Origin of the sequence: Haliscomenobacter sp., from assembly GCF_965225875.1 — a bacterium.
Lineage (GTDB): Bacteria > Bacteroidota > Bacteroidia > Chitinophagales > Saprospiraceae > Haliscomenobacter.
In genome coordinates, this window is sequence record NZ_CBDDBS010000002.1 from 2,460,588 (window position 1) to 2,482,391 (window position 21,804).

At 46.0% G+C, this 21,804-nt stretch carries 20 protein-coding genes; 9 read left to right on the plus strand and 11 right to left on the minus strand.

What is annotated here, in order from left to right; genetic code table 11:
• Positions 1-15: 15 nt before the first annotated feature.
• Positions 16-690 (minus strand): metal-dependent transcriptional regulator, encoded by a 675-nt coding sequence (locus ACO08K_RS12470; RefSeq protein WP_421796728.1) that lies wholly within the window; start codon positions 688-690, stop codon positions 16-18.
• A gap of 2 nt (positions 691-692) precedes the next feature.
• Entirely contained in the window at positions 693-1,385 is a 693-nt protein-coding gene (locus ACO08K_RS12475; RefSeq protein ID WP_421796729.1) for a LytR/AlgR family response regulator transcription factor, read from the minus strand.
• 1,042 nt (positions 1,386-2,427) lie between these two features.
• Here ACO08K_RS12475 and ACO08K_RS12480 point away from each other — a divergent pair.
• The 6 genes from ACO08K_RS12480 to ACO08K_RS12505 all read left to right on the plus strand — a co-directional run bounded on the left by ACO08K_RS12480 (position 2,428) and on the right by ACO08K_RS12505 (position 8,703).
• Positions 2,428-4,548: a carboxy terminal-processing peptidase gene (locus tag ACO08K_RS12480; protein WP_421796730.1), complete on the plus strand. Its 2,121-nt coding sequence runs from the start codon at positions 2,428-2,430 to the stop codon at positions 4,546-4,548.
• Between the two features lie 121 nt (positions 4,549-4,669).
• Positions 4,670-5,797, plus strand: a complete 1,128-nt coding sequence (locus ACO08K_RS12485; protein ID WP_421796731.1) for a T9SS type A sorting domain-containing protein — start codon at positions 4,670-4,672, stop codon at positions 5,795-5,797.
• A 123-nt stretch (positions 5,798-5,920) separates the two neighbouring features.
• A complete protein-coding gene (locus tag ACO08K_RS12490) occupies positions 5,921-6,349 on the plus strand; it encodes a hypothetical protein (protein WP_421796732.1) in 429 nt (142 codons plus the stop codon).
• Positions 6,350-6,412: 63 nt separating this feature from the next.
• Complete coding sequence (locus ACO08K_RS12495) at positions 6,413-7,033, plus strand: hypothetical protein (protein WP_421796733.1); 621 nt, start codon at positions 6,413-6,415, stop codon at positions 7,031-7,033.
• A 140-nt stretch (positions 7,034-7,173) separates the two neighbouring features.
• Positions 7,174-8,052 carry a helix-turn-helix domain-containing protein gene (locus ACO08K_RS12500; protein WP_421796734.1) on the plus strand — a complete coding sequence of 293 codons (879 nt, stop codon included), beginning with the start codon at positions 7,174-7,176 and terminating at the stop codon, positions 8,050-8,052.
• 84 nt (positions 8,053-8,136) lie between these two features.
• Entirely contained in the window at positions 8,137-8,703 is a 567-nt protein-coding gene (locus tag ACO08K_RS12505) for a cyclophilin-like fold protein (RefSeq protein WP_421796735.1), read from the plus strand.
• Between the two features lie 161 nt (positions 8,704-8,864).
• On the opposite strand, the gene rpsU is transcribed toward ACO08K_RS12505, so the two are convergent.
• The 3 genes from rpsU to ACO08K_RS12520 all read right to left on the minus strand — a co-directional run bounded on the left by rpsU (position 8,865) and on the right by ACO08K_RS12520 (position 11,702).
• Positions 8,865-9,068 (minus strand): 30S ribosomal protein S21, encoded by a 204-nt coding sequence (gene rpsU / locus ACO08K_RS12510; protein ID WP_320027817.1) that lies wholly within the window; start codon positions 9,066-9,068, stop codon positions 8,865-8,867.
• Between the two features lie 129 nt (positions 9,069-9,197).
• Positions 9,198-9,935 (minus strand): TraR/DksA family transcriptional regulator, encoded by a 738-nt coding sequence (locus ACO08K_RS12515; RefSeq protein ID WP_421796736.1) that lies wholly within the window; start codon positions 9,933-9,935, stop codon positions 9,198-9,200.
• A 240-nt stretch (positions 9,936-10,175) separates the two neighbouring features.
• A complete protein-coding gene (locus tag ACO08K_RS12520; RefSeq protein WP_421796737.1) occupies positions 10,176-11,702 on the minus strand; it encodes a GNAT family N-acetyltransferase in 1,527 nt (508 codons plus the stop codon).
• A gap of 131 nt (positions 11,703-11,833) precedes the next feature.
• Between ACO08K_RS12520 and ACO08K_RS12525 the strand changes: the two genes are divergently transcribed.
• The 3 genes from ACO08K_RS12525 (at position 11,834) to ACO08K_RS12535 (ending at position 14,906) form a co-directional block, all read left to right on the plus strand.
• The gene (locus ACO08K_RS12525) at positions 11,834-13,321 is read left to right on the plus strand and encodes a Gfo/Idh/MocA family oxidoreductase (protein WP_421796738.1); all 1,488 of its coding nucleotides are present in this window, start codon (positions 11,834-11,836) and stop codon (positions 13,319-13,321) included.
• A 59-nt stretch (positions 13,322-13,380) separates the two neighbouring features.
• A complete protein-coding gene (locus ACO08K_RS12530) occupies positions 13,381-13,860 on the plus strand; it encodes a hypothetical protein (RefSeq protein ID WP_421796739.1) in 480 nt (159 codons plus the stop codon).
• A gap of 83 nt (positions 13,861-13,943) precedes the next feature.
• Complete coding sequence (locus tag ACO08K_RS12535; protein WP_421796740.1) at positions 13,944-14,906, plus strand: ion channel; 963 nt, start codon at positions 13,944-13,946, stop codon at positions 14,904-14,906.
• Between the two features lie 73 nt (positions 14,907-14,979).
• Here the strand turns inward: ACO08K_RS12535 and ACO08K_RS12540 are convergent, their stop codons facing one another.
• The 6 genes from ACO08K_RS12540 to ACO08K_RS12565 form a co-directional block, all read right to left on the minus strand.
• Positions 14,980-15,342, minus strand: a complete 363-nt coding sequence (locus tag ACO08K_RS12540) for a TerB family tellurite resistance protein (protein WP_421796741.1) — start codon at positions 15,340-15,342, stop codon at positions 14,980-14,982.
• Between the two features lie 327 nt (positions 15,343-15,669).
• On the minus strand, positions 15,670-16,827 hold the full coding sequence (locus ACO08K_RS12545) for an ABC transporter permease (protein WP_421796742.1): 1,158 nt from the start codon (positions 16,825-16,827) through the stop codon (positions 15,670-15,672).
• Between the two features lie 52 nt (positions 16,828-16,879).
• Positions 16,880-18,124 (minus strand): ABC transporter permease, encoded by a 1,245-nt coding sequence (locus ACO08K_RS12550; RefSeq protein ID WP_421796743.1) that lies wholly within the window; start codon positions 18,122-18,124, stop codon positions 16,880-16,882.
• A gap of 98 nt (positions 18,125-18,222) precedes the next feature.
• A complete protein-coding gene (locus ACO08K_RS12555) occupies positions 18,223-18,885 on the minus strand; it encodes an ABC transporter ATP-binding protein (protein WP_421796744.1) in 663 nt (220 codons plus the stop codon).
• A gap of 2 nt (positions 18,886-18,887) precedes the next feature.
• A complete protein-coding gene (locus ACO08K_RS12560) occupies positions 18,888-20,348 on the minus strand; it encodes a TolC family protein (protein WP_421796745.1) in 1,461 nt (486 codons plus the stop codon).
• Between the two features lie 5 nt (positions 20,349-20,353).
• Positions 20,354-21,601: an efflux RND transporter periplasmic adaptor subunit gene (locus ACO08K_RS12565; RefSeq protein WP_421796746.1), complete on the minus strand. Its 1,248-nt coding sequence runs from the start codon at positions 21,599-21,601 to the stop codon at positions 20,354-20,356.
• Between the last annotated feature and the right edge of the window lie 203 nt (positions 21,602-21,804).

Genomic DNA, 21,804 nt, shown 5'->3' on the forward strand with positions numbered 1-21,804 from the left:
ACAAATTGGACTCTACTATGTCTTCTGCCGTTTCTGCACCAGCAAATGTTCACATACCTTCCGCGAGAGGGTTTCTTCCAGGGTACTTTGCAAACGTACCTTCATCGATTCATCGTACTCGTGCAAATCCAATACCTCCAATTCTGCGCCCAAACCCAAATGCAGGCGATCCAGGTATTGCAAAAACGCCGGAGCATGATCCTGTACTCCTACCACGATCACTTTATCCCCCACTTTTGAGTCGGCCAAAGGTGCTTGTTTGCGGAAGGTGAAATTGCCTTCAGCATCGGGAATGGGGTCTCCGTGGGGATCGAATTTGGGATGTGCTAAGTAAGTATCCAATCGTTTGATCAACTCATCCGACTTGATGTGTTCCAACTGCTCCGCTATATCGTGTACTTCATCCCAGGAAAAACGCAATTTGTCTACTAAAAAAACCTCCCAAAGTCGGTGTTTGCGAATCAGCGCAGTGGCAATGCGGGCGCCCTCTTCGGTAAGGCTGACACCTCGGCGGCTTTCATAAAGTACCAGGCCTTTTTCATTCAGCCGTTTAATCATATCTGTGACCGAGGCTGCACTGGTATTCATGTCCGCAGCGATGGCGTTCGTACTGGCTTTGGCCGCACTATTTTCCGAAATTTTATAAATGGCTTTCAGGTAATTTTCCTCGGTGTGCGAGATATTGTCCATGATCATAAAAAGTTGAGCCGGTTGAGCAAAGCCTGTTTGTGGCTGCGGCTAATGGGAATAACGGTTTCGGCGATAACCAAAGTGTTTTCCTCGATGTCTTTGATTTTATCCAGATTGATGATGTACGAGCGGTGTACCTTCACAAAACGTGGATCTTTCATTTTGGAATCAATCCCTTTCATCGTACCGTGAATGATGTGTCGTTTGCCATTGGCAATGCGGATGGTCACGTAATCGCCCAGGTTTTCGAAAAAAAGGATATCGTCCAAACTGATGCGCACCAATTTCCCCTCTTCCCGAATGTACACATCCTTGGCTTCTTCCTTATACTTTTGAATGCGGCGTTCAGCATCCAGTGCTTTTTCCAGGGCTCGTTGGAAACGCAAAAAGGTAATTGGTTTTTTCAAATAATCAATTACCTGATATTCAAAAGCCTCAAAGGCATATTCCGTTTTAGACGACGTAATGATGATGTGGGGAAAACTGGAAAGGCGATCCATAAACTCGATGCCACTCAGACCCGGCATTTCGATGTCTAAAAAAATAAGATTGACTTGTTCCGTATTCAAAAATTGCAAGGCATCTTCAGCAGAAGTAAAACTGGCTGCAACTTCCAGATTTTCTGCACGTTTGCACAGATTTTCCATTGCAGTACGGGACATCAGATCATCATCTACGATTATACATTTGAGCATGGGAACGAACTTAGATGTAATGTAAGGATACAATATGAACCGCAGAACGCCAAAGGTAACATTAAAGACTGAGAAGATGTTAATGGAAAGAACAATAAGAGGTGCCCTAAAAAAAAGTTGCCCACTTTAGAACCGTCTCACCGGCCTGAAGTGGGGCAACCAAACTTCCTATTCCCAAAACCCTTGACAATACACACTCGCGTGTGCAAGTTGCCAAGAATATCTTATATGGATCAGCCGCTAAATGAGCCTTGCTGATGTTTCAGTGTCTATCGTCAGCACCACAACGTCATTGTGATAGAACAAATATAGGAGTAGACTCTGAAACTGTGTTATTCTTTTAGGTTTTTGGGGGGATTTTTACTGCTTTTGGCAGGAAACTTTATTTTTTCGGTGTAGTAAAAGTAAAACTATAATAATTGATAGTAAAATCATAAGGCTGCCTGACAAGTTTCCTAGGTGATGTCCCAAAAAGAACGGGGCCTCCTTAGTACTACAACCGCCATATATATGGTGTGCGAAAAATAGGCAATTCCCATCGCAATTAAACACAACCAAGCCAGTGAATCGAAAAAATACAAGCCGAATGGCAGCACTATCGCAGCTCCCAAAAAAAGCCACAAATACATCCTAGCCGGCCGATAATGATGCCATAACCACAATTGTGCAGCACTGGTAATTTGGATACAACCAAGAACAAGGAGTGCAACAATTGCAGTTGTTCGCCAGGGCTCCAGCGAAGAGAATAGCCCAAATATGATCAGAAAAACACCCTGTATCAACAGGTCAAGTTTCATGCGTAGGCGGGATACCATAGTTTATGCAGCGTTGATTGGGGCAAAAATAACCCAAATAAACCAGACTTTCAATTTATTTTGAAAATATTGAAAATTTATTTTTCAACTAAGAAATGAAATATTGCGTTAATTTAGTTGAGCACTTGGTAAAGTTGTTATTAATTCGTTAAATGTTTGGAGCAAAGCCCATGGAGCAGAATCAATTCGTTAAAAAAACATATTTTCAATCGTTTAAAGCGATGATCATGAAGTTTAGAGGACCAATATTTTTGTCGGTAGTAGTAGCCGGTTTTTTACTGGTGGCATTCTACCCACGTAAAGCAGCAGAGAGTGCCGAAAAAGACGCGGTATTGATGAAGTTGCTCGTATCATTTTTGAATGAGCTGCATTTCGATCCCAAGACCATGGACGATACCTTCTCTGAAAAATTTTATACCCTGTATTTGGAATCGCTGGACCCCAGCAAACGCTTCCTGACCCAGGAGGATACCAAAAAACTGGAAACTTATCGCCTGAAACTGGATGATGCCATCAACAGTGGAAGTTCCGAGTTTTTTGATCTTTCAGTTAGTATTACGGAAGCTGCATTGCAAAAAACGCAGGGTTATTATCGCGATATCCTGGCTCAGCCCTTTGATTTCAACGTCAATGATGTTTACGAGACTGATCCGGAAAAGCGGCCATTCGCCAAAAACGATACCGAATTGAAAGAAATGTGGCGCAAGATGCTCAAATACGAGACCCTGGCCCGCATTATGGATAAGGAAGAGGGGCTAAAATCGGCAAAATCGGGTGAAGAAGCAGCACCTAGCACGCCTGAAGCCATCGAAGCAGAAGCCCGTAAGGCACTGTTGAAAAGTTACGATGACTGGTTCAATCGTTTGACCAAAACCAAACGTTCGGATCGTTTGAGCATGTACCTCAATAGTTTTACCCACCTATACGATCCTCATACCGATTTTCTGGAGCCTGCGGACAAACAGGATTTTGACCTGAACATCTCTGGTCGCCTGGAAGGGATTGGTGCCCGGCTTCAAACAGTGGGAGATTATACCAAAGTATCGGAGGTAGTAGTAGGTGGCCCAGCCTGGAAAGGAAAAGAACTACAAGAAAATGACCTCATCCTCAAAGCTGCTCAAGGCGACAATGGCGAATGGTTGGATTTTACCGGGATGTTGAGCAACGAGGTTGTTTCGCACATTCGAGGCAAAAAAGGCACCAAAGTACGCCTGCTGGTCAAAAAAGTAGATGGCAGCACCAAAGAAATCACCATCATCCGCGATGTGGTAGAATTTGAGGAAAGTTATGTGAAGTCCTTGATTCTGGATGGCTCGACACCCGAAGAAAAAATCGGCTACGTCTACTTGCCCAAGTTTTATGCCGACTTCCAACGTGCCGACGGGCGTTTTTGTGCCCCCGACGTAGCCAAGGAATTGGAAAAACTCAAAAGTGAAAACGTCAGTGGCGTCATCATCGACTTGCGCAACAACGGCGGTGGTTCCTTGAACGATGTGGTAAAAATGTCGGGCTTTTTCATCGAAAGTGGCCCGATTGTACAAGTCAAGAGCCGCACCGCCCAAGCAGAAGTCAACTACGACCGCAACCCTGCGGTGCAGTACGGTGGCCCATTGGTGATCATGGTCAACTCATTCTCGGCTTCAGCTTCTGAAATCCTGGCTGCTGCGCTACAAGATTATGGCCGCGCCATAATTGTAGGTAGCAAGTCAACCTACGGCAAAGGCACCGTACAGCGGGTGTTCAGTCTGGATCAGGCCATCAGTGGTTACGATGAATACAAACCACTCGGCGACATCAAAATTACCCTGCAAAAGTTTTACCGCATCAATGGTGGTTCAACCCAATTGCGTGGGGTTACGCCCGACATCGTCCTGCCGGATACCTATCACTACTTGCCCGTAGGGGAACGTGAGGAAGATTATCCGCTCAATTGGACGGAAATTGCCCCGGTTTCTTATAGCCAAAATGCCTACAAAATCAAAAACCTGGAAGAAATCAAACGCCGCAGCAAGGCACGGATCGAACAAGATCCAGGTTTCCAAAAGGTGTTGGGACAGGCAAAGTACATCGAGGCAGAACGCAAAAATTCAGCGGTGATGCTCAACATCGACCAGTTCCGCAAGGATGAAGCTGCTGAAGAAAAAATGGCTGGCGATTTCCGCAATGCCTTCAAAGAAGTTGTCAACAAAGGGGTGCGCAACATCAGCGTGGATGAGCAAAAAATGAAAGCCAGCCCCGACAATGAAAAGACCCTCGCCCGCAATAAAGACTTCATGGAAGGGGTCTCTAAAGACATTTATATTCGGGAAACCCTGCGCATTATGCATGATATGATTGCGCAGAAGTAGTTTTAAAAAGTTGAGGAGTTGAGGAGTTTGTACTCCCGGTCGCTGAGCAAAGCCGAAGCGCCGGGAGTGCAAACTCCTCAACTTTTTTCCTACCTTTGCCTTGTCGACAACCCGAAAACGCATGCAGCACCTGCTCCTATGCCTAATTAGCTGTTTAAGCTGGCATTTTATCCAAGCCCAAATTTTTGTTCCTACATCATTGATGCCCAGGGCGGGTGATACCCTTTTGACTGCAGTAGACAATCTTCCCACTTACATCAAAAACATCAGCTCAGGCCGCAATCAGCGTTGGGATTTTGCCATGCTGGAAGCGCCCTACATTCGCAGTGCAGTGTGGAAACCCGCTTCAAAAGGCACTGCTGCCACTTTGTTCAAGAATGCGGAATTTGCTGCGCCAGTAGATGAACATACCGAAGGCTATTATCGTACCCAGGGAAATGATCTGCTCTTGCTGGGCGCAATTGGACCTGATCCGCTGAATTTGAGTCGCAAATCGGTGTTGCGGTATAGCCCGGGTCTGGTCGAGCGCCGTTATAATTTGCGCTACGGAGATGCATTCCAGGCGGATGGCAACCTGGTACTGACCTTGGGAGAGGATGAAATCCCTAGCTGGTTTCGCAAAAAACTACCCGTCAGCCCCGATTCCTTGCGACTGCGCGTGAGTTACGACCGCCAATATGACGTAGACAGTTACGGACGAATGATTGTGCCGGGCGGAATTTTTGATGTGATCCGCGAACGCCGCATCGAAATCATTGAGATGCGCCTTGAAGTAAAAGTAGGCCGCCGCCGCTGGCAGGAGGTGACCAAATCGGTCAAAGACAAGGAACTTCTGCGCACTCAAAAGAAAATTTCCTACCACTTTTATGCTAGCAGCTCCAAAGAACCGGTAGCGCGGGTCTGGATGAGCAGCAATGAAAAAAAGATCCTCAAAATAGAGTTCAAACCCCGTGAACGAGAAAGTAGCATCCAAAACATCACCAGCGTACGCCCCGATATTTATGTGTCGCCCAATCCAGCCATCGCCAGTGTACGTTTTGAGTTTTATAACCTGCCTCCCGGCACCTACAAGTTATCGATCTTCAACATTATTGGCCAGGAGGAGTGGAGCAAAATGTACACCATCACCGGGAATTATGCCGAGCAGGTAGACATTTCGCAATTGAAAAAAGGAGCTTATTTGTATAGTTTGAAGGATGAGCGGGGGCGGACTTTGAGTACGAAAAGGTTGATGGTGATCAGGCCGTAGGGGGATGTTGATTAGAACCAGTTCCTGTATGACCTGCTAAATGATAAAACCATTGCGAATCAAGTAATTATAGAGATATTTTATTCCTAAGCGAAAGCTCACAACTAAAGAAAAAGATTAATAATGAGGATAGTTGCCTTTTTATCCATGATTTTTTTCTCCATTGGTTGCAATCAATTTCGAGATAAAAGTAGTGATGAGAATAATTTATCAAAGTTAAATAGAGAAAACTTTAACTTGTTTTTCGAAAATTTTAAAAAAGATTCAATCTTCCAAGTTTCGAGGATTGATAAGCCTCTTATTCTTGAATCAATCCAGACCACACATGACCTAGTTGAAAATAAACTAGTCACAAAAAAAATGATTGTAAATCATACATCATTTGATGAAATTGATTGGAATGTAGAGCTTCTAATCAATTCAAAAAAAATTGCTAGAGATACTGTTTCGGTAGAGTTACAAGGAGTGGACACTGGTCTTTTTTTTGAGCATTACTTTGTAAATAGAGATGGTAAGTGGTATTTATTTAAAATCATTGATTCGTCAGACTAGGTTATGCTCCGACGGTTAAAAAAGTACAATTGATAGCCTATTAGAATCAAAAGAAAAATTAATATGATTAGATTACTCTTCTTCAGTATGTGCCTAGCTTCAATTCAGGGATATTGCTTTTCCCAAAATGATCTGGAAAAAATATCAACCTTTGGTTTGAAGGATACCATAATAGAGGTAAAAACAAAGCATAATTTTCATTACGTTTTCCCAAAAAAAATCGGATTGAGCATCATGCTTTCAAATGAGCAGAAGAAAACTGGGATAAAGATTGTTTTCGAGAACCTTTCCAATTCAGCAATATGGCTATGTGAAAACAATGATCAAGGTGAGAACGGAGACATGATTAGTGTTTATTTCGCACCTGACCTGAGCTTACTATCACCCCTATATTTTAGGAAAATAGAGCCCGATGAACATGTAGTTTATGACCTTAATTACTCAAAAAGAGTTAAACAACTTGAACTTGCAGTTGCTTTTATTGGAAATTTTGAGTTGTTAAAAAAATCTTTGACCAAAGCTGGAGCTCAATCCTTGCAAAAAGTATCTGGTGAGAGTGACCTTTTTTATGCGCCTATGTCAACTATCCCAAGTGATGGTCTTATGCTGGTTAGTCTAAAAAAATTCTCGTTAAATGGAAAAGGACGATCAGAAATCCAAATTATAAATTTAACATCTAACTAACCCCTCCTAGCTTGATTTACCCCATCCAATCTGGGCTACGAGGCATATCAACGACATCAACAATTGTGCCCCGAACAGGTGACAATGTAGTCACCACAACAAAATCCCCCCACCTTATTTGATTTTCTTAACTTCACCCCATGCAAAACAAAGCCACACGCTCCCTTTCGGCCTTCAACAATGAACTAAAGTTAAAAGGCTTCAATGTCTTCCAAATCGAAAGTGACGGCAATGCAACCCGCATTTACAGCCGAAAGGATTTTTATAAAATTTGCCTGACCACCGGCCAGAGCATCATTCACTACGCCGACCGGAGTTTTGAAACCAAGGGTACAGTTTTGTTTTTTGGCAATCCACATATCCCCTACTCCTGGGAAACCATCTCCAGCGAGTATGTGGGCTACACCTGTCTCTTTTCCGAAGAGTTTTTCAACCTGTCTGAACGCGCCGAAAGCCTGCAACAATCTCCCCTGTTCAAGGTTGGTGGTACACCTGTTTTAAACATCAGTACCGAACAACGAGCCTTTCTAAATGTGATTTTTCAAAAGATGATTGAAGAGCAACAGTCTGATTATGTGCACAAAGCCGATCTGATGCGCAATTACATCCATTTGATCCTTCATGAAGCCTTAAAGTTACGGCCCTCCGAAAATTACTACCAACACCAAAACGCGGCGTCCAGAATTACCCAGGTTTTTTTGGAACTATTGGAAAGGCAGTTCCCTATTGAGAGGGTAGACAAACCGCTATGCCTAAAAACGCCGCAAGATTTTGCCAATGGTTTGGCTGTGCACGTCAATCACCTGAACCGTTCGGTGAAAGAGATCACCGGCAAATCTACCTCCAAGCATATTTCCGCCCGCATCATTACCGAAGCCAAGGCATTGCTGCTGCACACCGACTGGACCATTGCCGAGGTTGCCTATGCCTTGGGTTTTGAATATCCTACCTACTTCAACAACTATTTCAAGCGCATTACCGGAAAAGTTCCCTCCTCAGTTCGGGCTGAAATGATTTGAATTGCTTAATGATTGGTTTGATTGTCATTATGTTCAGGAGTAATGACCAAAGTACCTTTGTGCCGTACTAGAAGCACAAAGAAAATGGACAAAGCAGAACCACACAATCGGGACATCTTCGATAAGATGAGAGCCGGAGAGCCAATTAGATTGGATGATCCTCAATACCATCAACCCATGAAACACGCTTGGATAAGCTTTGTATTGATGACAATTTTTATTGCAGGAACATCATTTTGTTCGAAGAATGTTAACCCAATTACGGAGGAAACAACAATCCAAAACAACAACGCTGACATGCAAAACAAACTAAAAATCGTGGTTGGCGCAAAAACCTTTAGCGCAACACTTGGGGATAATGCCACAGCAACTGCGCTGAAAAAAATGCTACCAATGACCCTGGAAATGATCGAGCTGAACGGCAACGAAAAATATGTTCGCTTGCCCAGCAACTTACCCGCAAACGCATCCAACCCAGGGACAATCCATACAGGGGATTTGATGCTTTATGGCTCGAATACTTTGGTGCTTTTCTACGAGTCTTTTTCAACAGCTTATACTTACACCAAGATTGGACGGATTGATGACGCTTCAGGTCTTGCTGCTGCATTGGGTGCCGGAAATGTAAAGGTTAGTTTTGAGTTGGAGTAAGGGGCTAAACGAATCCCTTCGCAAAGGTTTCATTTGCAACTACCACAAAAAAAGCAGTACCAATCAACACGTGGATGATTGGTACTGCTTTTTTTGTGAGAGGATTTCCTCTCTTGGCGTGTATAGCAATCGGCTGTCCGCCGAAAAGAATTCGGTAGAACTTAGTTTGGCGTGTTTTCTTGCTCGTCGAGCATTTTCTCGCGGTAAACTGCCTTTAACACTTCGCCTCTGCGCTTAACGGATGGTTTCACGAATTCCTTACGTCTGCGCAATTCTTTGATTACGCCTGCATTTTGAAATTTCCGCTTATAGCGTTTGAGCGCCTTGTCGATGCTTTCGCCATCTTTGATTTCGATGATCAGCATAATGAATGATGATATTTGATGGTTCTGACAGAAAAATATTGCTTACTCCCCATTTGGGAACGCAAAGGTAAAAAAACAATAAAGAATTAGCAACGAACTAGGTATAATTTTTTTAATCTAGGCTGTAGATTAATAGTCATCACCGTCGTCGTCGTCGCTACCATCGTCAGCTCCACCCATACCGATGCCACCCATGAGGTCTTCATCGTCGTCGTCGGCACCACTGGAGGAAGTATCTTCCAGATCATCTTCAAGATCGGAAACCGCACCGTATAAAATATCCTGATCATCGTCAAAGAACATGTCTTTGCCAATGCCCAGTTCATCGTCTTCGTCTTCCAGGTCTTCAATGTCAACCGACTTTTTCTTACCTGGTGAAGATTTGCGAATAATCGTGGTGGTGATGCGTTTTTCGACGGGTTTCTTTTCCACTGGCTTTTTCTCCACCACTGGTCTTTCAATTTCAACCCGTTCTTTCTTTTCAGGTGCAGGCACTTGTTCGGCCACTTTAGCAGCCAAACTTTTGGTAGTGGTAGGCACCGCCAACAAACGACGCTTATCGATCAACTGACCGGTGAGGCTACAAATGCCGTAGGTCTTGTTTTTGATCCGCACCAGGGCATTCTCCAGATCCTGGATGTACATCCGCTGGCGAATAGCCATATTGTTGAGCATTTCAACGTCGTTGTTGATGCTACTATCGTCTACCCAGTCGCCTCCGTGTTCGTCGCTGGTATTTTCGGTAATTTCAAGAATTTGTTCTTGAAGCCCGCTCAGATGGGTACTTGCACGCTCCAGTTTGGTCTCAATCAGCACTTTGAATTCATCCAACTCAGCATCTGAATACCTTACTACTTCATTCTCCATAATGGGAATTTTACTTATCAAAATAAAGCGCAAATATAAAATTTAATGCCACAAAATAAGGAGATTACCAAAAATTATATTTTGGCTTCGCGCTGGGTTTTGGGCACCGGATTTTAGAACCATTAGGAAACGTCACGAATCATTTTTTAGTTTGATCAGCATGAAAAAATATTTTGGCCGCCCGGTACGGATAACCCTACGTGGTTACCCCACCGTAGGGGCGACCACATAGGGTCGTCCCTACGGTTTGTTTTTGAAACGCACCTCGTACAAGTCTTTGCGTTGATTTTTAAACACTTGCACACTTCCAAATTCGTGTAATTCCTTCAACAATTCCAGATCAACATCCGCAATTACGGTCATTTCGGTATTGGGCGTAGCCTCGGCCCGAATGCCATTGCTGGGGAAAGAAAAATCGGAGGGCGTGAAGATTGCTGATTGGGCAAACTGGATATCCATGTTGTTGACCTTCGGCAAATTACCTACACAACCGGCAATGGCCACGTAACATTCGTTTTCAATGGCCCGCGATTGGGCGCAGATGCGAATGCGGTTATAGCTATTTTGGGTTTCAGTCAGGAAGGGAACAAAGATGATTTGTACACCACCATGCTTGGTAAACCAACGCGCCAACTCTGGGAAACAAACATCATAGTCGATCAAAATTCCAATCCGCCCCGCATCAGTATCAAAAACTTTGATCTTGCTGGCGCCGACCATCCCCCAGGCCGACTCCTCGGATGGTACCGGATGGATTTTGTAACAACTTTCCCAGGTACCATCGCGGCGACATACATAACTCACATTGAGCAAAGAGCCATTTTCCACAATGGGCATACTGCCCGTGATGATGTTGGTATTGTAAGCCATGGCCATTTCAACAAACTTGTTGAGCATTGGCTCGGTATGTTTGGCCAATTCCCGTACCGCTTTGGCCTCCCCCATGTGGTTGTAATCAGCCATCAAAGGGGCGTTGAACATAGCCGGGAAAAGAATAAAGTCCGACTTAAAATCGCTGATTGCGTCCACAAAAAATTCCACCTGCTCTACCAGAGCTTCAAAGTTGTCGAACAAACGCATCTGCCATTGTACCAAACCCAGGCGCACCACCTGCTTGGGTACGTTGATGAGTTGTACTTGTTGGTTTTCGACGTAATAAATATTGTTCCACTCCAGTAGGGTTGCAAACTCCTTGGATTCGGTATCACCCGGTAAGTAGTTCTTGAGGATTTTTTTTACGTGAAAACCGTTAGACATCTGAAAAGTCAAGGTTGGGTCGTAAATGTCCTTTAGTTTGACTTTTTCAATGTATTCCCGGGGGGTCAGGCTATCGGAAAAGTTTTTAAAATTTGGAATCCGGCCTCCGGCGATAATGGCCCGCAGATTGAGGTTTTCGCACAGTTCCTTGCGTGCATCGTACAGGCGGCGTCCCAGGCGTAAGCCTCGATAATCGGGATGCACAAACATTTCAATACCGTACAAAACGTCTCCGTTGGGATCATGGGTAGAAAAGGTATAAGCCCCGGTGATTTCCTCAAAGCTATGGCTATCGCCGTACTTACGGTAATTGACGATGATGGACAAAGCGGAGGCTACCACTTTCCCGTCTACCAAAACACACAACTGTCCTTCGGGGAAAATGCGCAAAAGGGTTTGAATGTCTTTTTCATGCCAATAATCGCCTCCAATGCCAGCATACGCTTCAATCATGGCATCTTTTTGCATGAAGTAATCTTCATACTGGAGGTTACGCAATTCTATTTTCATACATATGAAATTCAAATACAAAGGTAAGCTAACAAAGCGACAATTTAAACAGGCGCTTTGCTTTGGGCTTTCTGTTTTAATTCCATAAATTCAGCCAATTCTTTTGACTATCGATTAATCATTACCTAATCATGAGCAAGAACAAACAAATAACTACGTCAGGTGCTTCGCGGCGTAAGTTTGTCAAAAATGCTGCCTTGGCGATTGGTGGCCTAACCATTGTACCCCGGCATGTACTGGGGCGTGGCTTTATTCCACCTAGCGATAAACTCAATATTGCCGCCATTGGCGCAGGTGGCAAGGGTACTTCCGACATTGCCAATGCCTGGGCCAACGGAGCCAACAATGTTGTGGCATTGTGCGACGTGGATTTTGGCCGCGCAAAAGCCAGTATCGACAAGTTTCCAACTGCTAAAAAGTACGCTGACTTTCGGGTGATGTTGTCGGAAATGAAAAACGATATCGACGCGGTAACCATTTCCACTCCCGACCATACCCACGCAGCAGCGGCGATGGCAGCAATGCAATTGGGCAAACACGTGTACGTCCAAAAGCCCTTGACCCACAACATCAAGGAAGCGCGGATGTTGACCGAAGCAGCCCGCAAGTACAAAGTGGTGTCGCAAATGGGCAACCAGGGTGCCTCCAACCCTACCCAACAACAAATGATGGCTTGGTTGGACAAGGGTTTGGTGGGTAAGGTGCACACCGTATACATTTGGACCAACCGCCCCGTATGGCCACAAGGCATCCCTGTGCCTACCGAAAAACCAGCTCTGCCCGAAACCATGAGCAAGGAGAACTGGGATCTGTTCATCGGCCCGGCCAATTATGTAGACTACCATCCACTATACCACCCCTTCAAGTGGCGGGGCTGGTGGAACTTTGGTACTGGTGCACTGGGTGACATGGGTTGCCACCTGATCGATCCTGCTTTCCGCGTTTTGGGTCTGGGTTATCCAACTGAAGTTGAATGTAGTGTAGGCCAGGTTTTCCTCAAAGACTGGACGCCTGAATACATTCCTGAAGGTTGCCCTCCTTCCTCGCATGTGCAAATCAAATTCCCGGCAACCAAGCGGAATGCTTCGCCGGTGACCATGATCTGGACCGATGGCGGGATTCGCGCTTTCCACCCGGACTTGATTCCAGCTAGCGACCCAATTGGCGACAACGATAGCTCCAACGGGGTAATTATGGTTGGTACCAAAGGGGTAATGACTTGTGGAACCTATGGTCTGGTGCCCAAGGTGTACCTTAAAAATGGCACCAAACTGGAAATGCCACCGGTTACTCCACCAGCTCCCGGAACGCCAACGGTGCCCGAATACGGCCACCAACGCTCCTGGACGGAAGCTTGTAAAGCGGGTTTCGGAAGCAAGGAACACCTGGCTTTGACATCCTCTTTCGACTACTCCGGACCACTCACCGAAACGGTGCTGATGGGTAACCTGGCCATCCGCAGCTACAACCTGCGCAAACAGAATGCCAACAATAGCATGAGTTTCTATGGTCGTCAGAAACTGTTGTGGGATGGGACTTCTATGAAAATCACCAACTTTGAAGATGCCAACCAATTTGTGGGTAGAGAATACCGCAGTGGATGGAATCTGCAAGCATAGGATAGTGTTTCAGGAGGTGAAATCAAAAATTTCACCTCCTGTTTTTAACCTTGAAAACAATGATCTCAGTTTCATTCTGGAAATTCCACCTTAGTTTATGGCCATTATTGGGCATTAATTTTTTTTGCATAAGTAGTGTATTGTTTTTTGACCAATTATTTATTGTACACCAAAGTAATGCATTCGCTAAGGCAATTATTTATGGTGCATACCCCATGTTGATTATTTTTTACCTTTTTGTCTATTGGAAATTCTATCTTTTAGGATATAAATGGAACAAATGGTTACAAAACTTGCACTTATTTGGATCAATCAGTTCAAGTATTGTTTTTTATGTAGGGGTTATGCAAATAGGAATTGGGATGAATCCTATGGCACCAAGAAGATATTATTTATTCAATGATATACGGCCTTATTTGACTTTCAGTCTAGTAAATAAAGCCATTTTTGTGGCCATGATTGCTTTTTTCTTAATCCAACTTTTATTCATCATCAATTTGATCATAACTTTTAAAAAAAGAAAGGCAGTTCACAATTAATACTTGCCAAGATGGCCTGAAGTTGAAAGGTGCTTGAACTTTTAAAGATTCAGACCATTTTTATTCTAAATAAGTGCTGACCTATGCGAATGTCTGGTTTTAGTGGGCGAAGAAACAATCGCCCTGAAGAAAACGATCTTGGTTTTGGCAACAAACTGAACACTCCCGGCGACCGCCTCCTGAATCAGGATGGCAGCTTCAATGTGGTGCGCAAGGGGCTCTGGACCTGGAATCCGTACCAAAGTCTGGTGGAAATGTCCTGGGGCAAGTTCATCCTCCTGGTTTTACTTTTTTACATTACGGCCAATTTTATTTTCGCCGCATTCTTTTATCTGCTTGGCCCCGAACAGTTTAATGGACTGTCCGACAATACTGAAATGCTCCAATTTGCCGACTTGTATTTTTTTAGCGCCCAAACCCTTACAACCGTAGGCTACGGCCACATCAGTCCACATGGTTTTATGGCCAGTGCTTTGGCTTCTTTTGAGGCACTGTTGGGTTTAATGACTTTTGCGATCGCCACGGGGTTGTTGTATGCGCGGTTTTCTCGTCCCAAGGGCCGGATTTTATTCAGCAAAAAAGCAGTGATTAGCCCTTTTCGGGATGGATCTGCCTTTATGTTTCGCATCGCCAACCTGCGCAACAACAGCATCATCAACCTGGAAGCAAAGGTTACCATGGCCTGGTTGGAGGAACACAATGGGCATTTTACCCGCAAATTTCTGGCGCTTCCACTGGATCGGGATAAAGTGAATTTGTTTCCGTTGAACTGGACCATTGTACATCCAATTGATGAATCTAGCCCTTTGTATGGAAAGATGGGGGCGGCGCTGGAAAAAATGCAACCCGAATTCGTCATCCTCATCAGCGGTTTTGACGAAACCTTTTCTCAAAACGTACACAGCAAAACCTCTTATGTCTATGCTGATCTAGTGTGTAATGGGAAGTTCAAACCCATGTACCACGAAGAAGATGGACATAGTGTACTGCAACTGGATTTGATCGATGATATAGAAATGCTGCCAATGCCGAAAGAAGTGGCCTGAATTGTTACAATCAGCTCATCTGAAGCGTAAACTGGTTTTTCTCAAATGTAATTTGGGAAGCTAGGGGAAGATTTCACTGCCCCTGAAAATAATCTGTCAACTCCCGCTGAAAACGCTCAATCATCCCCGACTCCTGCACACTGGTTCCTTCACTTGCCTCAGCCACGGCCTGGAGCACCTCAATCGCAAAAGTATACTCGGGAGAAGGCCCAAAGTCTTTACAGGTTTGTAGGGCTTTGGCAAAAGCTTCGTCTACACTATTGGCCTTACGGTTTTCGTAGTCAAATGACCACTTGATTTCATTGGACCAGGGGTGGCTCCGCAATATTTCTTCCAATTTGCCGATTTCGGCTTCGTCGATCAGGCCATCTACCTTGGCTAGGGCATAAATGAGTTCGCCGAGGGCATCGTAGAGTTGGGTTTGGGTTGTTTCCATTGGGCTATTTTTGGGGCAAGATCGGAAAAAATCTAAATAGTTGAGCAGATTGAAGAAACTGTTCGATATCACGAATTTTGCACATCTAACCGCGGCAGCGGTTGAATTTTGAATAGCCGCGGTCGTCCGCGGATTTAGCGATTTTGCGCCGTTTCACAACCGCGGCAGCGGTTGAATTTCTGCCCGGTTTATTCAACCGCTGCCGCGGTTGTGGTACATTCCGCTGGGCATTTTTCCGCGGACGACCGCGGCTATTCAAAATTAAATCACTCCGTGATTCTGATACTTTCTTGAAATTAAAATTCGGGATGAAGAACTGTTTGGAATCTATTCTTCATGCAAGGCCGTAGCCGGCTGTATCCGCGCAGCCTGAATACTTGGGTACAGTGCACAAAGCGTCACCAGCAAGTAGATTGTAAGCGTAGCCAACAACATACCTATCACATAAACACTGGCCTCCAGGTCAAACACATTGAGCAAGGGGAATTGAACGGCCAGAATCAAGCCTACCAGCACAGCCAAGGTAGCAATTACCCACATTTCACCTACGAAATGGGCTGTAATGGCGGGTGCAGGTGCCCCGAGAGCACGGCGCAAACCAATTTCATCCTTACGCTTGGCGATGTTAAGCGTGAGTACACCGAAAAGCCCCAAAGCCACATTGAGCAAAAAGAACCCACACACGATGCTGAAAATCAGGGAAGGAATGGAGGTTTGTTGATTCATGGACTTGCGCAAGGTTTTGAGATAGGATAGCTCAAATACCCAGTCAGGTTGCATGTTCCCAATTTCGCGCATGAGTTTGGCTTCAAAATTAGCATCCACGCCTGGTTTCACCTTGACCAAAACAGAACTCATGTCCCAGTCACTCAGGTTGAAAAAAGCAGGGGTATTGGCTTGGTAGTTTCCGCGTTGTTTAAAATTCTCTACGATGCCCACAATTTTCCAACGTTCGTCTCCTTCCAGTTGAATGACTTTCCCCAGAGGATTCTCATTGCCAAACATTTTTTCTTTGGCCATCTGGTTGATCACTGCGGGTGTGTGTTTGGCTCCTTTATCGGCACGGGTGTACCAACGGCCTTCTGCCAGCTCAATACCCAGTGTTTTGGCGTAGTGCTCGTCCGTACTGAAAATGTCGCCCTGAATGGTTACCTTATTGTATTTGACATTCCGGTTAGACTGATTGTTGGCAAAGGGGGTATTGCCATTGGTGCGGCTGGCAATTTCCACCTCTGGGTAGGAACGGATGCGCTGGTAGATGCTTTTGAGTTTTTCTCCAATCTGGGCGGTATCCTGGTTCCAGCTGATGTTGATGCACCAGACTTGTTCGTATTTGAAGCCCAAGGGGCGCGAGTAGTTTTGGTAGTTGTAAGCCATCAGGCTCATGACGCCAAAAAGGACCAAAAATGCGACCAGTATTTCTACGATCAGCAAAGCATTGCTGCGTTTTTTGTTCCAAATGAGTTTAAAAAAATGCCGAATCATATGTTTGGAATAAGTCGATGAGTGAATGTGCAAACAGCTAAACAGTAGTAGCCTAAGCACCTTTTAAAGCTTCTGCCGGTTTTAGTTTGGACATGCGCCAGGCGGGTACTACTCCCGACATCAGGCCAAACACCAAAGCCAACAACAAACCAATCCCAAAAACCGTGTAATTGACATTCAACACCGCATAGGGAATCAAGCCACTACGGTTAAAAATGCTCAGAATAATTTGGGCAAATACCAGCGCAATAATGGCCCCAAGCAAAGTGACGAATACATTTTCAATCACAAATTGCCACAGGATGGTCTTGGAAGGTGCTCCAAATGCCTTGCGGATGCTGATCTCCGAAGAGCGCTCAATGATGCGGCTGATGTTCAGGTTGATCAAATTGATGGCTGGCAAGGCCATAAACAAAAGCATAAACAGCGACACAACCGTGAAAAAGATTTCGGTGCTTTCGGATTGGAAAAATTCGTAAATAAAACCTGTTAAAAACGGCTGGGCCTTGGCTTCCAAATAAGCGACTTTCATGCCATTTTCCATAAAAGGGAATTTCAACCCTCTTTGAGTCAGTTCGTCAAATTCGCGCTGGATGCCGGGAAGATCACGTGCACTGCGCGCCCGGATAATGCCGATGTAAGCGCCGTTTTTTGAGTCACTCTCGTATTCACTCTTGGGGCTGTTGTAAGGCAGGAAAATGTCCGAATAAGTGTAAGGGTGGGTCACTGGCCCACCTTTAATCATCCCAATGATGCGGTATTTTAGCCCGTTGAATTCAATGGGTTTTCCCACTACCGATTCAGTTTTCCCAAAGTACTCATCGCGTACTTTTTGGGTGATGACGGCAATGTGTTGACCCTGGTCGATGTCAGATTCATTGAAAAACTTGCCTTCTAATAGTTCAAAATCGGTGACCCGCCAAAACCCGGGGTCCGCGTATTTCACCATGAGTTTGATGCGCTTGCTACCCACATAAGCATTGGTGGTCTTGAATATGGCACTGATGCCGTAATCTTCGATGCCGCCCAGTGCACTCAGGTTTTTTTTCAAAAACTTGTACGACATAGGGCCTTTCATGGTCGAAGTACGGGAAGAATCCTTCAAAGTAATGGAATGGACATACAGTGTACGGGAGCGTTGTTGCTCAGGGTAATGACTCCCGAACATGTGGTCCAGAAAAGCACTCAACACCAAAAGGATCATCAGCGTGAAGCTGATGCCGAAGAGGCTGATGAAGGTGTAGAAGGGGTTGCGGAGGAGAACCTTCCAGGCGATTTTTATGTAATTGCTTAGCATAGTCTAGGTTTTTTCCCGTGAATAGCCCACGAATAAATTCGTGGGGTGGGGCTTTATGGTGGCCTCCCACGGATGAATCCGTGGGTTGGCGGATGCTATCATGAAACCTGGCGACCGTCGAAGAGACGGATCAGACGATTGGTGCGTTTGGCCATGTTTTCATCGTGGGTGACCATGATGATGGTGCTGCCTTCCTGGTTGAGTTGGAGCAGGATGTTCAGGATTTCGTTGCCCATGTTGCTGTCCAGGTTTCCGGTAGGTTCATCGGCCAGAATGAGGGAGGGGCGACCTACGATGGCACGCGCGATGGCGACCCGTTGTTTTTGCCCCCCGGAAAGTTGGGTTGGGAAGTGTTTCATACGGTTGCTGAGTCCCACTTTTTCCAGAGCTTCTTTGGCCAACTCCCGACGATTGCTGCCGCTTCCTGGGCGGTATAGCAAGGGAATTTCCACATTATCCAAGACTGAGAGGTCGTTGATGAGGTGGAAACTTTGGAAAATAAAGCCAATCTCCTGGTTGCGGATCCGGGCCAATTCTTTGTCCTTGTATCCTTTCAGTTGACGATTGTTGATGGTCACCTCACCTTTGGAGGGTTCATCGAGCAGCCCCATGATGTTGAGCAGGGTACTTTTGCCACAGCCCGAAGGGCCCATGATGGACACAAACTCCCCTTTCTGAATGTCTACATTGATGTTGTCCAGGGCCAGGGTTTCAATGGAACTGGTGCGGTACACTTTTTCGATGCCGGATAACTTTATCATCGCTATTGGATTTTTTTGTTTTGTTCAAAATCATACAAAGTCAACAAACGCAGCGTGTAATACGCCCGCCAATAATCGCGCAACACCAGGATGTAATCGCGTTTGGCGCGGTCTTTTTCCTGGATGGCGATGCTCAAATCGGTGATGCTGAGGTCGCTGAGCAAAAAGCGATCCTGGGCAATTTTGAAACGTTCTGCCGCAATTTGATCGGCGCGGGCGTTGAGGCTTACTTGCTGTTGTAGCATACCCATCAAGGTGACCTGGGTGAATACCTCTTGCTCAAAACTCATGCGGTCTTGTTCTACGGTTTGCTGGGTCAATTGCAGATTGGCCTTGGCAGTAGCGGTGCGTGAGCGGCTGCGGCCCCAGTCCATCAGGGGGATGGAAAACTCCAGTTGGATGAATTCCCGATCCTGCGGCTTTTGGTAGATGTCGAGCGGCTGATTGCCCCGATTGCTGAGGCCAAAAGCAGCGGTTAAGGTTGCATTGAAGCCATTGTTGCTTTTGGCCCGGTTCAATTCGCGGGAAGCTTCGAGCAGGCGACGTTTGAAGGCAATGGCGTCGGCGCGGTTATTCAGGGCTTCCTGGCTGGCTTTGCTTGCATCCACTGCGAAAGCCGGACCAGGAGTTGGTACTTCCAACGCCAGCTTTTCATCACCCCGGTACGAAAGGTGGGTTTTGAGTTGCAATTGGGCCACCTCCGCAGCCTGGGTTGCACTGGCCAGGTCTTTTTGTGCATTCAATACACCCAGTTGCAATTGCAGGATGTCATTTTGTGAAATTTTACCCAAAGCCAACTTCTGATTGGCAATTTTGTACAAGGTATCGCTGCTGCTTAAGTTGGTTTGGGCAATTTGCAAATTGACCTGTGCAATCAGCAGATTGAAATAATACACCGTGGCGTCGAGGGCCACTTGTTCCATGTTTTCAAGGTATTGCTGTTGGCTTTCGTTGTACTGGAGTGGCTCGGTTTGTTTGTCCCATTTCCAGAGGTTGAACTGTGAGAGGGGTTGCTGGATACCGATGGCAAAAGGAATCCCATTGTACAAGGTGCTGTTTTGGATAAAATTATCAAAACGCTGGAGTTGCTTTTGGGCAAAAACGGTGCCTCCCGTGCGCGAAATCCTTTGGCTCAGTTCGAGGTTGAGCGAAGAATTGTTGTAGGAAACGGGCAAAAAAGCAATATTGCCATCGGGCTGCGTCACTTCTAAAAAGGAGCGGGTGAAGCTGGGCAATGAGCCCCTCAAGCTCAATTGGGGCTTGAAATCAGACTGATAACTGCGCCAGCGCCAGTAGGCGGTTTCTTTTTGGGTAGCGGCCTGTTTGGCTGAAATGGATTGGCCACGCGCCAGTTCAACGGCTGCGTCCAGGCGCAAGGCACGTGTAGGTGCCTGCGCAACGGACCAGCAATGGGCCATGCTCCCCAAAAAAAGTAAAAACAGTCGGGTGATTGATACACGCATGGGTATTAAGGTTTCAGGGTGATTTCACGGAGGTGTTCAAAACGGCTCAGGTCGCTGACGATGACTTTCTCGCCGGGGCGAATCCCATTTTTGATTTCTACATAATCGAAGTTGGACAAGCCCACTTCAATTTCGCGGCGCCGGGCAATGCCATTTTCTAGCACAAAAACGGTTTGGCGCTTTTTGCCATTGAAGGCAGGGCCATTGGCTACCCGCACCGATTGTTTGGAATCGCTAGTGACTACAAAAATTTCCACTTTCATACTCGGGCGCAGAATGGCGTTTTGGGCGTCGTCGAGTTGTACCGAAAACTGTACCACGTCATTTTCAACCGCAGGCTTGATTTGGGTGATCATCCCGCGCAGGTCGGTTTCATTGACCCGCACGATCACGGGCAGCCCCACTTGTACTTGTTCAGCATAGGCATCAGAGGCGGAACCTTCGATACGGAAACTTTTTAAATCGGCAATTTTGGCCAGCATCTCGCCTTCATTCACCGTGGTGCCCACCTTGTCGTTGACCCAAGTTAGGACACCCGGGCGGTCAGCCACCATGTCGGCAGTTTTGAGCTTGTGCTGGAGTTCTTTCATACCCGTTTCTTCGATGCGGACCTGGAGTTCGGATTCGCGCAGGTTCGTGCTTTTGGCTTGGCGGTTGTAGCGCACCTGATTTTCGAGTTTGTCTTTTTCAAGTTCTGAAATTTTCAGGGCATTTTCGGCACGGCTGACGTCTTCCTGGGTACGGCCACCTACTTTGAACAAGCGGCGGGTATCTTCCAATTCGGCTTTTTGGCGATTGATGCTAAGGCCTTTGATCTGGTTATCGAGTTCTGCATCGAGTGCATCTTTTTCCAGTTGGTACTTCAATTTTTCTACGCCGTTGCGTTTGAGTTCCAGCTGGTCCTTCAGTTTTTCGAGTTCGATGAGGGACAGGGATTTGTCGAGCACCAGGATTTGTTGCCCTGGCCGAACCGATGCGCCGGGGCTGAGTAATACCTGTTTGACACTTGCTCGAATCGGGCTGGCGAGTACTTGTTCAAATGCCGGGATGACCTCCCCACTGGCGGTCAAGGTGTTTTCGACGCTGCCCAACTCGGCTACGGCTATCCGGAGTTCGGATGTACGGATGTTGGTGCGTAGAATTTTGCTGAGCAGAAAATAGGCTCCACCGAGCACGAGGATGCCTACGAGGGCGAAGCCCCAGCCTTTGAAGCGTTGTTTGCGGATGATTTCGGGTGCGAGTTCACGATCCATTTTTTTGGCTCTTTTGTAAGAGTAAAAGCCAAAGGTATGCCAAAATTAAGTTGTTGATTTTGAGTTAATTATTTTCGACTTAAAAGTGAAAATTGTGCGATTTCGCACTTTGGGGTGTAGAAGCGCACTGGCGGGTTGGTGAGAAAAAACGGGCTATGCCCAGTTTTGGGGGAATGTCGCCCTTTCAGGGCTTATTTGCGGAG